We start from the raw sequence: 13,231 nt of genomic DNA on the forward strand, positions 1-13,231 counted from the left end.
GGAGTCCATGCGGAGCATCGGCGACCGACGAGAAGCCGGCGAGGCGCGTGCCCCGGCGTCGCGGCCTCGGCCTGCTCGCCGGGACGGCCCCTAGACTGAGCGCATGACCGAAGAGCTGTGGCCCGCACCCGTCGCGAGCGGTGCCGTCGACGCGACCGTCACCATCCCCGGCTCGAAGTCGGCGACCAACCGCGCGCTGGTACTGGCCGCGCTGGCCGACGGCCCCGGGTGGGTCCGGCGACCGCTGCGCAGCCGGGACTCCCAGCTGATGGCGGACGGTCTGCGCGCCCTCGGCGTCACCGTCGAGGAGACGGTCAACAACGCCAGCGGCGGCACCGGCGGCGGCGAGGCCTGGCGGGTCATCCCGGCCGGCCGGCTGCGCGGCCCGGCGCAGGTGGACGTCGGCAACGCCGGCACCGTGATGCGCTTCCTGCCCCCGCTGGCCGCGCTGGCCGACGGCCCGGTGCACTTCGACGGCGACCCGCGCAGCCACGAGCGGCCGCAGCACGGCGTGATCGACGCGCTGCGCGCGCTGGGCGTGCGGATCGACGACGGCGGCCGCGGCGGCTTCCCGCTCACCGTGCACGGCACCGGCGCGGTGGACGGCGGCACGGTGGAGCTGGACGCGTCCTCCTCCTCCCAGTTCGTCAGCGCCCTGCTGCTCTCCGGCGCCCGCTACAACAGCGGCGTGGAGGTGCGGAACACCGGCTCCACCGTTCCCTCCCTGCCGCACATCCGGATGACCGTCGACATGCTCCGCAAGGCCGGCGCCCAGGTCGACGCGCCCGAGGACGGCGGCGAGAAGGACGTCTGGCGGGTCACCCCCGGAGCCCTGATCGGCCGCGACCTGGTGGTCGAGCCGGACCTCTCCAACGCGGCCCCGTTCTTCGCCGCCGCGCTGGTCACCGGCGGCCGGGTGACGGTCCGGGACTGGCCGAAGCACACCTACCAGCCGGGCGACCAGCTCCGTGACCTCTACACCCGGATGGGCGGCTCCTGCGCCTTCACCGACGAGGGCCTGGAGTTCACCGGCACCGGCCGGATCCACGGCATCGAGGCCGACCTGCACGACGTCGGCGAGCTCACCCCGGTGATCGCCGCGGTGGCCGCGCTGGCCGACTCCGAGTCGCACCTCTACGGCATCGCCCACCTGCGCCTGCACGAGACCGACCGGCTCGCCGCCCTCGCCAAGGAGCTGAACGAGCTGGGCGGCGACGTCAGCGAGACCGCCGACGGCCTGCGGATCCGCCCGCGCAAGCTGCACGGCGGCACCTTCCACACCTACGAGGACCACCGGCTGGCCACCGCCGCCGCCGTCCTCGGCCTGGCCGTGCCCGGCGTGCTGGTGGAGAACGTGGCCACCACCGCGAAGACCCTGCCGGACTTCCCGCAGATGTGGGCCGACTTGCTCGGCCGGGGCGACCGGGGCTGACGGGGAGTCAGGGCATGCGCCGCTACGGCAAGGACACCGACGAGGACGACATCCGCAACCGCCCGGCCCGCAAGGGCTCGCGGCCGCGGACCAGGATCCGGCCCAAGCACGAGGACGCCTCCGAGGCGATGGTGCTCACCGTCGACCGGGGCCGGATCACCTGCCTGGTCGAGGCCGGGACCAAGCGCGAGCGCGAGGTCACCGCGATGAAGGCCCGCGAGCTGGGCCGCAAGGGCGTGGTGGTCGGCGACGTCGTCCAGCTGGTCGGCGACCTCTCCGGCGAGCCGGACACGCTGGCCCGGATCGTCCGGGTGGAGGAGCGCACCTCGGTGCTGCGCCGCACCGCGGACGACGACGACCCGTACGAGCGGATCGTGGTGGCCAACGCCGACCAGCTGGCCATCGTCACCGCGCTGGCCGACCCGGAGCCCCGCTCCCGGCTGATCGACCGCTGCCTGGTGGCCGCGTACGACGCCGGGATGACGCCGCTGCTGGTGCTCACCAAGTCCGACCTGGCCCCGGCCGAGCCGCTGCTGGAGACCTACGCGCCGCTCGGCATCGCGTACGTGGTGACCCGGCGGGACGAGCTGGAGACCACCGGCGCCGAGGCCGTCCGGGAGCGCCTGCGCGGGCTGGCCACCGTCTTCATCGGCCACTCCGGCGTCGGCAAGACCACCCTGGTCAACTCCCTGGTGCCGGAGCGCCAGCGGACCACCGGCCACGTCAACGCGGTGACCGGCCGCGGCCGGCACACCACCGTCTCGGCGCTGGCCCTGCGGCTGCCCCCGCCGCCCGGGGCCAAGCCCGGTTCGAAGAAGGCGCTGGACCCGGGCTGGGTGATCGACACCCCCGGCTTCCGCTCCTTCGGCCTCTCCCACATCGACCCGTCCCGGGTCATCCTGGCCTTCCCCGACCTGGAGCCCGGCACGGTGGACTGCCCGCGCGCGTGCAGCCACGACGAGCCGGACTGCGCGCTGGACGCCTGGGTCGAGGAGGGGCACGCCGAGCAGGCCCGGCTGTACTCGCTGCGCCGCCTGCTGGCCTCCAAGGAGGCCCGGGAGGGCGACTGAGGTGACGGGGGAACACCTTTCGGCCCGTCAGAAGTGTCGGGCCGCCACCTCGCGGTGATCATAGGAAGGTCGGACCGGGCGGTCCGGCCTCGCGAGGGGAGTCGGCTCGGATGGCTTGGGCTTTGGTGATCATCGCCGGACTGCTGGAGACCGGCTTCGCGATCAACCTCAAACTCAGCGACGGCTTCACCAAGCTCTGGCCCACCATCAGCTTCGCGGTCTTCGCGCTCGGCAGCTTCGGCCTGCTGACCCTCTCGCTGAAGACCCTCCCGGTCGGCCCCGCCTACGCGGTGTGGACCGGGATCGGCGCGGCCGGCACCGCGATCTACGGCATGGTCTTCCTGGACGAGGCCACGTCCGTGCTCAAGCTGGTCTCCATCTCCCTGGTGGTGGCCGGGGTGATCGGGCTGCAGCTCAGCGGCTCCGCCCACTGAGCCCGGGGCGTCCGGTGTGCGAGCCGAACTGGTCCCGGACCGACCCGGCTCGCTAGGGTTTTCGGCATGGCCGACTACCACGACGATCTCCGACTCGCCCACGTCCTCGCCGACTCGGCCGACTCGATCACCATGGAGCGCTTCAAGGCGCTGGACCTCAAGGTGGAGACCAAGCCCGACCTCACCCCGGTCAGCGACGCCGACAAGGCCGCCGAGGAGCAGGTCCGCGGCGTGCTCGCCCGGGCCCGCCCGCGGGACGCGGTGCTCGGCGAGGAGTTCGGCCTCCAGGGCTCCGGACCGCGCCGCTGGGTGATCGACCCGATCGACGGCACCAAGAACTACGTCCGCGGCGTCCCGGTCTGGGCCACCCTGATCTCCCTGCTGGAGGTCGGCCCGGACGGCGAGCAGCACCCGGTGGTCGGCATCGTCTCCGCCCCGGCGCTGAACCGCCGCTGGTGGGCCGCCAAGGGCCTGGGCGCGTACGCCGGCCGCAGCCTGGCCAAGGCGAGCCGGATCGAGGTCTCCAAGGTGTCCCGCCTGGAGGACGCCTCGCTCTCCTACTCCTCGCTCAGCGGCTGGGAGGAGCGGGCCCGCCTGGACGCCTTCCTGGACCTCACCCGCTCCTGCTGGCGCACCCGCGCCTACGGCGACTTCTGGTCCTACATGATGGTGGCCGAGGGCGCGGTGGACGTGGCCGCCGAGCCCGAGCTCTCGCTCTGGGACATGGCCGCGCCCTGCATCGTGGTGCAGGAGGCCGGCGGCCGCTTCACCGGCCTGGACGGCATCGACGGCCCGGGCGGCGCCGACGCGGTGGCCTCCAACGGGCTGCTGCACGACGACGTGCTGCGGGCGCTGACGATCTGACGCCCCCGTGGTGGAACTGGTGCGGGCCCCGGGGGTGACTGAACACACCCGGGGCCCGCGGTCTCTGAGCGTCCGTTACTTCTGCGTGCGCAGCTCTCGGACGGTCTCCTCCAGGCGCTTGCCGAAGTCGGCGTCGGCCTGGCGGAAGTTGTTGATCGCCCGCTCGACGATGTCCTCGCGGTCCGCCGACACCTTGGCGATGAAGCCGCCCAGGTTGGCGATCAGGCGGGCCTTCTCGTCCTCGGAGAACAGGCGGTAGAGGTTGCCCGCCTGGACGAAGTCGTTGTCCTCGGCGTGCGAGGGGGCCGCGCTCTCACCGGTGGCGCCGTTCAGCGGCACCGAGGCCCAGAGCGGACGGTCGATCTGCACCGGGCCGCCGAAGGAGTTCGGCTCGTAGTTCTTGGCCCGGCCGTGGCGGCCGTCGTAGAGGAAGCCGTCCCGGCTGTTGGTGTTGGCCTCGGTGGCGTGCGGGCGGTTCACCGGCAGGTGGTCGGCGTTGATGCCGACCCGGTAGCGGTGCGCGTCGCCGTAGCCGAACAGGCGGCCCTGGAGCATCTTGTCCGGCGACGGGCCGATGCCCGGCACGAAGTGCGCCGGCGAGAAGATCGACTGCTCGACCTCGGCGAAGACGTTGTCGGGGTTCCGGTTGAGCTCCAGCTTGCCGATCTCGATCGGCGGGTAGTCCGCGTGCGGCCAGACCTTGGTCAGGTCGAACGGGTTGAACCGGTAGTTCGCCGCGTCGGCCGCCGGCATGATCTGGACCTGCACGGTCCAGGTCGGGAAGTCGCCGTTCTCGATCGAGGTGCGCAGGTCGCGCTGGTGGCTGTCCGGGTCCTCACCGGCCAGCACGGCGGCCTCGGCCGCGGTGAGGTTCTTGATGCCCTGGTCGGTCTTGAAGTGGTACTTCACCCAGAAGTACTCGCCGGCCTCGTTCTCCCACTGGAAGGTGTGCGAGCCGTAGCCGTTCATGTGGCGGTAGGACGCCGGGATGCCGCGGTCACCGAACAGCCAGGTCACCTGGTGGGTCGACTCGGGCGACAGGCCCCAGAAGTCCCAGACGTTGTCCGCCTCCTGCGAGCCGGTGTACGGGTCACGCTTCTGGGTGTGGATGAAGTCCGGGAACTTCACCGCGTCCTTGATGAAGAAGACCGGGGTGTTGTTGCCGACGAGGTCGTAGTTGCCCTCCTCGGTGTAGAACTTCAGCGCCCAGCCGCGCGGGTCGCGCACCGCGTCGGCCGAACCGAGGTTGCCCGCCACCGTGGAGAAGCGGAGGAAGGTCTCGGTCTGCTTGCCGACCTCGGAGAGGAACTTCGCCCGGGTGTACGCGGTCACGTCCGCGGTCACGGTGAAGGTGCCGTAGGCGCCGGCGCCGCGGGCGTGCACCACGCGCTCCGGGATGCGCTCGCGGTTGAAGTGCGCGAGCTTCTCGAACAGCAGCTGGTCCTGGACCAGCGCCGGTCCGCCCACACCCGCGGTCTCGGTGTTCTGGTTGTCCGAGACCGGCGCACCGGCCTCCGTGGTGAGTATGGGCCGCTCGCTCTGGGTGGTCATGTCGGGGTGCCTCCGCGTGTCCGGTCGTCGGTCGTACCGTGTGCCTGAGCTTCGGCTCGATCCTATCTTGGACTTTGTCTAAGTCAACACTGGAACCAAGTCGAGAAGCTGGCTTACCCTGTCACCCATGAGTGACCTGTTGGAAAGACTGCGCGGACGCGGCTGGCGCATGACCTCGCAGCGCCGCGTGGTGGCCGAGGTCCTCGACGGCGAGCACGTGCACCTCACCGCCGACGAGGTACACGCCCGGGCGGTGGCCCGGCTCCCCGAGATCAGCCGCGCGACGGTCTACAACACGCTGGGCGAGATGGTCTCCCTGGGCGAGGTGCTCGAGGTCTCCACGGACGGCCGCGCCAAGCGCTACGACCCCAACGCCCGGCACGCCCACCAACACCTCATCTGCTCCGGCTGCGGCTCCATCCGCGACGTCCACCCCCAGGGTGACCTGATCGCCGCACTCCCCGCAGCCGAGCGCTTCGGCTATGTCATCTCCGCCGCCGAAGTCACGTACCGGGGGCTCTGCCCTTCGTGCAGTCAGGCTTGATCGCGGAATTGGCTACGCCTTCGGGGGCGCGAGGAACTGCGCGCTTCGGGAGGCGGCCCACCGGCAACTGAACCGCCGTCAGCCAGTTGCAGGTGCTGCCGTTCCCCCGCGCGCAGTTCCTCGCGCCCCTGAGGTGACTGCCCTTCCGGGCGTCAGCCTCAGGCGCTGAGGTCCGTGTGCAGGGCACCCAGGAGGCGGGCGGCCCGCTCGGTGACCTCCGGGGGGCCGTAGTCGGCGGCGCGGCGGCACCAGGACTCGGCCTGGACCGGCTCGCCGCGGCGGAGCGCCAGCAGGGCCAGCCGCAGGGCGGCCCGCCCGTGCCCGGCGTCGGCGGCCCGGGTGTACCAGGCGACGGCCTCGCCCTCCTGGTCCTGACGGGCCAACAGCAGCCCCAGGTTGAACGCGGCGCTGCGGCTCCCGGCCTCCGCCGCCCGCCGGTACCAGCTCTCGGCGATCTCCAGCGCCCCGCGCTCCGCGGCCCGCACGCCCATCCGGACCTGCGCCCGCCGGTGCCCGGCGTCCGCCGCGACCGCGTACCAGTGCTCGGCCTCCGCGTCGGCGTCGCCGCGCCGGTCCAGCAGCGAGGCCAGCCGGAAGCCGCCCTCGGCCGAACCGCCGGCCGCCGCCTGGCGGTAGCGCTCCAGGGCGCCCGTCAGCTGCCCGCGCTGCTCCAGGACCACGGCCAGCTGCAGCGCGGCCTCCCCGTGCCCTTCCGCCGCAGCGCGCGCGTACCACTCGTGCGCCTGCTGGAGCTCCCCGCGCCCGGCGTGCAGCACCCCGAGGTTGAACGCCCCGTCCACGCTCCCCGCCTCGGCGGCCTTGGAGAACCAGGGCTCCGCCCCGGACTCGTCGCCGCGCTGGAGCAGCACGACGGCCAGCGCGTTGCATGCCTCCCGGTGCCCGGCGTAGGCCGCGCGCCGGTACCACTGCTCGGCCTGCGCCTCGCGCCCGGCGCCCGCGCAGAGCAGGCCGAGGTTGAAGGCGCCGTTCTGGTCGCCCGCCTCCAGCGCCAGCCGGTACCAGTGCTCGGCCTCGACGGCCTCGCCCCGGCCCGCGTACAGCGCGCCGAGCGCGTTGGCGGCGTTGCCGTCGCCGGCCTCGGCGGCCTCCTGCCACCACTCGGCGGCAGCGCCGAGGTCACCCGCGTCGCGGTGCAGGAAGCCCAGCGCGCAGGCGGCGCGCGCCTCGCCGTTCTGCGCCGCCTGCCGGTACCAGCGCGCCGCCTCCTCCACGTCGCCGCGCTCCTCCAGGAGCACGCCGAGCCGCAGCCCCGCGCGGGCGTGGCTGCGGGCGGCGGCGGTGCGGTACCAGGTCTCGGCGGTCTCCTTGTCGCCGGCCGCCTCGCGCATCCGGGCGAGGCGGTAGGCGGCCTCGCGGTGGCCGGCGTCGGCGGAGACCTTGAACCAGCGCTCGGCGCGCACGTCGCGCCGGTGCTCCATCAGGTCGCCCAGCGCGTAGGCGCCCAGCGGGTGGCCGTGCTCGGCGGCGAAGTGCAGCCAGTACTCGGCGGCCTCCTCCTCGCCCTGGTCGCGCAGTTGGAGCCCGAGGGCGTGCGCGGCCGGGGCGGAGCCGGCCACGGCGGCCTGCCGCCACCACTGGGCGGCCTCGGCCCGGTGGCCGCGCTGGTGCAGCAGCACGCCGAGGTTGTTGGCGGCGGCCCGCAGTCCGGCCGAGGCGGCGCTGCGCAGGTAGGGCTCGGCGTCCTCCAGGTCGCCGCGGCGCAGCAGCAGCGCGCCGAGCTGGCTGGCGGCGTTCGGGTCGCCCTGGTCGGCGGCCTGACGGTGCCTCACCTCGAGGGCGGCCTGCTCGCGGGCGGCGAGGGCGGACTCGAAGCTCATCGGGTCGGGCTCGGGCTCGTCGGCGGGCGCGGTGTAGCTGCCGGCGGCGGGCGCGAACTGCTTGGTCGGCACCCGGACCAGGCTGTCGGGCCCGTACCCGGTGGTCCGGGGAACGGTCAGTCCGCTGGTGCGCTGGGCCGGCAGCGCGGCGGCCGGCTCCTCGCTCTGCGCCCACGCCTCGGTGTCGACCGCCCCCACGGCCGACTTGTCCGCCCTGCTCGGATCGTTCCTTCCGATCAGCCTCATGCCGACTCCCGCTTCCCCCGAGTGCCGCGGCATCCGCCGGGGACGTCGAGGCTGCGACGGCGACCTCCCCGGGGCATGGGAGTCAACTGCCGTACGGCATCCCCCATGTGCTCCATCGTCGCATCACCCGCAACCCGCGTACACCTGCCCCGGCCAGGTTTGGCGGGAGCGGGCCGAAGCCCGGCGAGATTGCTTCAGCGCTTTGTCGATTTCCCGACACTTGCCCCCCACAAACCCCGGGGACGCATCGTACCGGAGCACGAGCCGGGCGGGTGAGCCCATTTGACGGGCGATCAGCTCCCGGGAAGCACCGAAGGCCCGGAGAAGATCTCCGGGCCTTCGGTTCAGAGTAGCGGGGACAGGATTTGAACCTGCGACCTCTGGGTTATGAGCCCAGCGAGCTACCGAGCTGCTCCACCCCGCGTCGTTGTGTGTCACAACCATAACACGGGGGTGGAGCGGTTCGTTAACCGGCCTTCTGCTGCGCCGCCGCCGTGGCGGCGTCCAGGGCGGCCTTCAGGGCCTTCTGGGCCTCGCCGTACTTGGCCCAGTCGCCGTCCTTGCGCGCCTGTTCCATGTCGCCGAAGGCCTTCTGCGCGTCGGCCACCGCCTGCTGCTGCGCCGCGTTGCCGGTGGTCGGCGTGGTCGGGTTGGTCGGCGTGGTGGGCGTCGTCCCCGGGGTGGTCGGCGCGGTCGGCGTGGTGGCCGTCGCGTTGCCGAGCACCTTGGTCAGCGCCTTCTCCAGGGTGTCCTCGAAGGCCACGTTGTCGTTGCCGTAGACCGCCAGGACCTTCTGCAGCACCGGGTAGTTGGCGCCGCGGCCGCGGACGTACACCGGCTCGATGTTGAGCAGGCCGCCACCGACCGGGAGGGTCAGCAGGTTGCCGTACTCGACCTCGGAGTCGCCACCGATCTTCAGGGTGTTCAGCTTGTTCGCCACGTCGGCGTTCGAGTTGAACTGCGACTGCACCAGCTTGGGGCCGAGCGTGTTGGAGTCGCCCGGCACCTTGAGGATGCGGATCTTCCCGTACTCCGGCCCCGGGTCCGCGCTGACCGCCATGAAGGCGGCCAGGTTGTCCCGCTTGCTGGGCACGAAGGTGGTGGTCAGCGAGAAGCTCGCCTGGGTGACCGCCGGGTCCGGCATCCGCACCGTCATGTAGTACGGCGGCTGCACCTCACCGGTGTTGGTGGTCGGGTCCACCGGCACCTGCCAGATGTCGGTGCCGTTGAAGAAGGAGTTGGCGTCCGTCATGTGGTACTGGCCGAGCAGGTCGCGCTGCACCTTGAACATGTCCTGCGGGTACCGCAGGTGCGGCATCAGCGTGGCCGGGATCTTGTCCTTGGCCTCGACCGTGCCGGGGAAGGCCTTCATCCAGGTCTTCAACACCGGGTCGGCGTCGTCCCACTGGTAGAGCGTCACCTCACCGGTGTAGGCGTCCACGGTCGCCTTCACCGAGTTCCGGATGTAGTTGACCTTGTTGACCGTGGTGAGCGTGCGCCCGCGCTGGTCGGTCAGCGAGTCCTTGGTGACGTCGCCCAGGGTGGTCTTGGACGCGAACGGGTAGCCGTCCGAGGTGGTGTAGCCGTCCAGCACCCAGACCAGCTTGCCGTCCTGCACCACCGGGTACGGGTCGGCGTCGATCGACAGCCACGGCGCGACCTTCTCCACCCGCTCCTTGGGGGTGCGGTCGTAGAGCACCTTGGCGCCGTCGGTGATGGCGCCCGCGTAGAGGATCTGCGGCTCGGCGAAGCGCACCGCGTAGGCGGCCCGGGTGAACGGGTTGTCCAGCGAGACGCCGCCCTCGCCCGTGTACTTGTAGGTCTTGTCGCCGCCGTCGGTGGAGTAGTCGATCTCCTCGTTGGAGCCGCCGACGATGGAGTAGGTCTTGGTCTCCTCGCCGTAGTAGATCCGCTGCTGGTAGTCGCCCAGCGACCCGGTGGACGGCAGGCCCGACTCGGTGAAGACCGGCTGGCCCTTGTCGTTGACCTGGTTGCCCTTGGCCGAGACGACGCCGTAGCCGTGGGTGTACTTGAAGTGGTCGTTGATCCAGTTCCGCTGCTGCACCCCGTTGAGGTCCAGCTCGCGCAGACCGATCACGGTGTCCTGGCCGCCGATCTGGCCGTTGTTGTACCGGTCGACGTCCAGCGTCTTCGGGAACTTGTAGTACGACCGCTGCTGCTCGATCTGCTGGAAGGTCGGCGAGACCACGTTCGGGTCCAGCAGCCGGATGTCGGCGATGGTCTGCGCGTCCTGCTTGAGCGCCTCGGTCGAGGTGGACGCCTTCGGCGCGTACTGCTGGGTCTCACTGCCGGCGATGCCGTACGCCTGCCGGGTGGCGTCGATGTTCTTCTGGATGTACGGCGTCTCCTTGGCCTGCTCGTTCGGCTTGACCTGGAACTGCTGCACGATCGCCGGGTAGAGCCCGCCGATCAGCACCGCCGAGAGCGCCATCAGCCCGAAGCCGATCAGGGCCGGGGCCCAGGTCTTGCGGATCGGGGTGAGGAAGAACAGCGCCGCACAGATGATCGCGACGAAGAACAGGATGGTCTTGGCCGGCAGGAACGCGTTGGCGTCCACGTAGCGCAGCCCGGTCCAGCCGTCCACACCCTTGTACGCGCCGGTCTTCACCGCCAGCGCGTACCGGTCCAGCCAGTACGCGACCGCCTTCAGCAGCACGAACACGCCCAGCAGCACGGCCAGGTGGCCCTGCGCGCCCGGGCTGGCCTTGCGGCCGGGGCCCTGCAGGCGCAGGCCGCCGTACAGGTAGTGCACCAGCGCGGCCGCCAGCAGCGAGACGATCACCGCGCTGAACGCGAAGCCCAGCAGGAACTCGTACCAGGGCAGCTCGAAGGCGTAGAACGAGACGTCCAGGTGGAACTGACTGTCCTTCACCCCGAACGGCGTCTGGTTGGTCCACAGCATCCAGGTCCGCCACTGCCCGGCCGCCGCCGCGCCGGCCACCAGGCCGGTCAGCAGCGAGATCCCGATCAGCAGCCACTTCCGGTACGGGGCCACGCCCATCCGGTAGCGGTCCAGGCTCTGCTGCTCCACCGACATCGCGGCCAGCGGCGGCCGCAGCCGGTGCGCCAGCCAGACGTTGACGCCGACCACCACCGCCATCACCAGGCCGAAGACGGCGAACAGGCCGACCTTGGTCCAGAGCTGGGAGGTGAACACCGAGGAGTAGTGGAGCGACTTGAACCAGAGCCAGTCCGTCCACAGACCCGCGAACATCACGAACAGCAGGAACAGCACCGCGAGGACGCCTGCGGTCAGCAGGAGCACGCGGGTGCGGCGGGAGGGCGGGCCGACTCTGGCGCGGAAGCCCGGGCCTTGCGGGCGGTCCGGCATCTGGAAAACCAAGGGGGCACCTCTGGTGTGTCGTGTCGTCAGATTTCGGGCGGGTCTCCTGATGCAACTTAATCGCTCTTTACCTGAGTTCCCACGGTTCACCACGACTTCACGCACTCCGTCCGGTCGGACGGCGGCACACCCCCACCCGGCCCGCCGGGAACCCGTCGCACCCCCTCCCCCGCCACCTGCGCGGAGCGCGCCCGCCGCCGTGTGAGGATGGAGCCATGTCCGATGCCCTTGATGCCCTGGCCGGCGGCAAGCCGCCCGCCGCCTCCCCGCTGACCCGCGCCGCGCTGGAGATCGACGAGTACGCCGCCACCCTCGGCTGGGACCTCCCGGCCCGGCTGTTCGCCCTGGTCGACAGCTCCGCCCTGCGCCGCCAGGACCCGAGGCTGGCCAAGCAGCTCGGGCTGTCGGCGGACGACAACGGGCTGACCCCGGTCGAGCAGGACGAGCTGCCCGCCGGGATGGAGCTGGACAAGTTCCTCGGCACCATCGCCTGGCCCGAGCAGGTGGCCGGCTGCGCCCTGGTGGTGGAGCGTCAGATGCTGCCGCCGGGCGCCGAGCAGACCCGCCCGAAGAACGCCACCGAGGCCCAGATCGCCGAGTGGGTGGCCAACCAGCCGGGCCGCGAGGAGGTCCGGATCACCGCCGCCGTGCTGCGCGACGGCAAGAAGGAGATCGCGCTGCGGCTGCGCTCCAAGGACGTCGCCCGTGAGGTGCTGACCGGCCCGGACCTGGTGCCCGGCCTGACCGAGGCGCTGCTCGCCACCTTCTCCTGACGCCCGGCCGGGATCAGGAGGCCTTGCAGGACGGCAGCCCGTCCGCCTTCCCCTCCCGGATCAGGTCCAGCGACTTCAGTGCGCTGTCGAGGGTCTCCGCCTTCACCAGGCGGAGGCCCTCCGGCGTGTTCTTGGAGGCTTCGGCGCAGTTGTCGGCCGGGGTGAAGAAGTACTGGGCGCCCTTGTCCCGGGCGGCGATCAGCTTCATCGAGATGCCGCCGATCGGGCCGACCTTGCCGTCGTCGGTGATGGTGCCGGTGCCGGCCACGAACCTGCCGCCGGTCAGGTCGGTCGGGGTCAGCTTGTCCACGATGCCGAGGGCGAACATCAGCCCGGCGCTGGGGCCGCCGACGTCCTGCAGCCCGATCTCGATCTTGAACGGGTAGGTGTGGCTGATCCGGGGCCGGATGCCCACGACCGCCCGGTCGGAGTCGGCCGCCTTGGCGGTGGTGATGGTGACCCGCTGCTGGTCGGCCGGGTTCGGGTCCCCCGTGCCCTTGTCCTTCTCCTTGGGCACGACGGTGAAGACCACGTCCTCGCCCGGCTTGTGCTTGACGACCTGCTCGGCCACCTGGACGTCACTGGTGATCGTGGTGCCGTCCACCGCGACGATCCGGTCGCCCGCGTGCAGCTTGCCGTCGGAGGGACCGCCGGCCACCACGGAGTTGACGATCACCTCGCTGCCGATCGGGATGCCCAGCTGGTTCAGCGCCGCGGTCTTGGCGCTGTCCTCGGAGGAGGCGAACTCCTCCGCGTTCTGCTGCTGCGCCTCCTGGTCGGTCTGCCCCTCGGGGTAGACGTTGTCGTGCGGCACCACCAGCACGTCCCCGCGCAGCCACCCGACCACCGCCGAGACCAGGCTCGGCTCGTACTTGGCCCCCGTCACCTGAACGGTCGTCATGTTGAGGTGGCCGCTGGTCGGGTAGGTCTCGTGCCCGGAGATCTGGATCACCGGCTTGTCGCTGTTCTCCTGCGTCCCGAGCGTGTTGTACGTCGGGCCGGGGCTCATCTCCGTGTACGGGACCTTCATCAAGACCGACGCGCAGAGCAGTGCTATGAGCAGCAGGGTGGCGGCGAGCATCGTCGCGGAGCGGCGTGGCATGGGTCCGACAGTA

Annotated in this window: 10 protein-coding genes and 1 tRNA gene; 6 read left to right on the plus strand and 5 right to left on the minus strand. The window is 71.6% G+C overall.

The features are described from left to right. Positions 1–103 precede the first annotated feature (103 nt). The 4 genes from aroA (at position 104) to hisN (ending at position 3,800) form a co-directional block, all read left to right on the plus strand. Positions 104–1,432 (plus strand): 3-phosphoshikimate 1-carboxyvinyltransferase, encoded by a 1,329-nt coding sequence (gene aroA / locus ACIA8O_RS30020; RefSeq protein WP_396297106.1) that lies wholly within the window; start codon positions 104–106, stop codon positions 1,430–1,432. A 14-nt stretch (positions 1,433–1,446) separates the two neighbouring features. Next, positions 1,447–2,502, plus strand: coding sequence for a ribosome small subunit-dependent GTPase A (gene rsgA / locus ACIA8O_RS30025; RefSeq protein ID WP_396297107.1), 1,056 nt, complete (start codon positions 1,447–1,449; stop codon positions 2,500–2,502). Between the two features lie 110 nt (positions 2,503–2,612). Then, complete coding sequence (locus tag ACIA8O_RS30030; protein ID WP_396297108.1) at positions 2,613–2,936, plus strand: DMT family transporter; 324 nt, start codon at positions 2,613–2,615, stop codon at positions 2,934–2,936. Positions 2,937–3,002: 66 nt separating this feature from the next. Continuing rightward, entirely contained in the window at positions 3,003–3,800 is a 798-nt protein-coding gene (hisN, locus tag ACIA8O_RS30035; protein ID WP_396297109.1) for a histidinol-phosphatase, read from the plus strand. A 75-nt stretch (positions 3,801–3,875) separates the two neighbouring features. On the opposite strand, the gene ACIA8O_RS30040 is transcribed toward hisN, so the two are convergent. After that, complete coding sequence (locus ACIA8O_RS30040; protein ID WP_396297110.1) at positions 3,876–5,351, minus strand: catalase; 1,476 nt, start codon at positions 5,349–5,351, stop codon at positions 3,876–3,878. A gap of 127 nt (positions 5,352–5,478) precedes the next feature. On the opposite strand from ACIA8O_RS30040, the gene ACIA8O_RS30045 reads away from it, so the two are divergent. Then, complete coding sequence (locus ACIA8O_RS30045; protein ID WP_396297111.1) at positions 5,479–5,895, plus strand: Fur family transcriptional regulator; 417 nt, start codon at positions 5,479–5,481, stop codon at positions 5,893–5,895. A 158-nt stretch (positions 5,896–6,053) separates the two neighbouring features. On the opposite strand, the gene ACIA8O_RS30050 is transcribed toward ACIA8O_RS30045, so the two are convergent. From ACIA8O_RS30050 to ACIA8O_RS30060, 3 genes are all read right to left on the minus strand, one after another. Then, entirely contained in the window at positions 6,054–7,733 is a 1,680-nt protein-coding gene (locus ACIA8O_RS30050) for a tetratricopeptide repeat protein (protein ID WP_396297199.1), read from the minus strand. A gap of 596 nt (positions 7,734–8,329) precedes the next feature. Next, positions 8,330–8,403 (minus strand) — tRNA-Met (locus tag ACIA8O_RS30055). 42 nt (positions 8,404–8,445) lie between these two features. Next, positions 8,446–11,331, minus strand: coding sequence for a UPF0182 family protein (locus ACIA8O_RS30060; protein WP_396297200.1), 2,886 nt, complete (start codon positions 11,329–11,331; stop codon positions 8,446–8,448). Between the two features lie 227 nt (positions 11,332–11,558). Here ACIA8O_RS30060 and ACIA8O_RS30065 point away from each other — a divergent pair, with 227 nt between their 5' ends. After that, entirely contained in the window at positions 11,559–12,116 is a 558-nt protein-coding gene (locus tag ACIA8O_RS30065) for a PPA1309 family protein (RefSeq protein WP_396297112.1), read from the plus strand. A 13-nt stretch (positions 12,117–12,129) separates the two neighbouring features. Here ACIA8O_RS30065 and ACIA8O_RS30070 read toward each other — a convergent pair whose 3' ends face one another. Further along, positions 12,130–13,218, minus strand: coding sequence for a PDZ domain-containing protein (locus tag ACIA8O_RS30070; RefSeq protein ID WP_396297113.1), 1,089 nt, complete (start codon positions 13,216–13,218; stop codon positions 12,130–12,132). Positions 13,219–13,231 lie beyond the last annotated feature (13 nt).

Source organism: Kitasatospora sp. NPDC051853 (assembly GCF_044452665.1).
Lineage (GTDB): Bacteria > Actinomycetota > Actinomycetes > Streptomycetales > Streptomycetaceae > Kitasatospora.

Coding starts and splice junctions, on each gene's coding strand:
- rsgA (WP_396297107.1), top strand. CDS start 1,447: ATGCGCCGCTACGGCAAGGACACCGACGAGGACGACATCCGCAACCGC.
- ACIA8O_RS30065 (WP_396297112.1), top strand. CDS start 11,559: ATGTCCGATGCCCTTGATGCCCTGGCCGGCGGCAAGCCGCCCGCCGCC.
- ACIA8O_RS30070 (WP_396297113.1), bottom strand. CDS start 13,218: ATGCCACGCCGCTCCGCGACGATGCTCGCCGCCACCCTGCTGCTCATA.
- ACIA8O_RS30050 (WP_396297199.1), bottom strand. CDS start 7,733: ATGAGCTTCGAGTCCGCCCTCGCCGCCCGCGAGCAGGCCGCCCTCGAG.
- ACIA8O_RS30040 (WP_396297110.1), bottom strand. CDS start 5,351: ATGACCACCCAGAGCGAGCGGCCCATACTCACCACGGAGGCCGGTGCG.
- hisN (WP_396297109.1), top strand. CDS start 3,003: ATGGCCGACTACCACGACGATCTCCGACTCGCCCACGTCCTCGCCGAC.
- ACIA8O_RS30045 (WP_396297111.1), top strand. CDS start 5,479: ATGAGTGACCTGTTGGAAAGACTGCGCGGACGCGGCTGGCGCATGACC.
- ACIA8O_RS30060 (WP_396297200.1), bottom strand. CDS start 11,331: ATGCCGGACCGCCCGCAAGGCCCGGGCTTCCGCGCCAGAGTCGGCCCG.
- aroA (WP_396297106.1), top strand. CDS start 104: ATGACCGAAGAGCTGTGGCCCGCACCCGTCGCGAGCGGTGCCGTCGAC.
- ACIA8O_RS30030 (WP_396297108.1), top strand. CDS start 2,613: ATGGCTTGGGCTTTGGTGATCATCGCCGGACTGCTGGAGACCGGCTTC.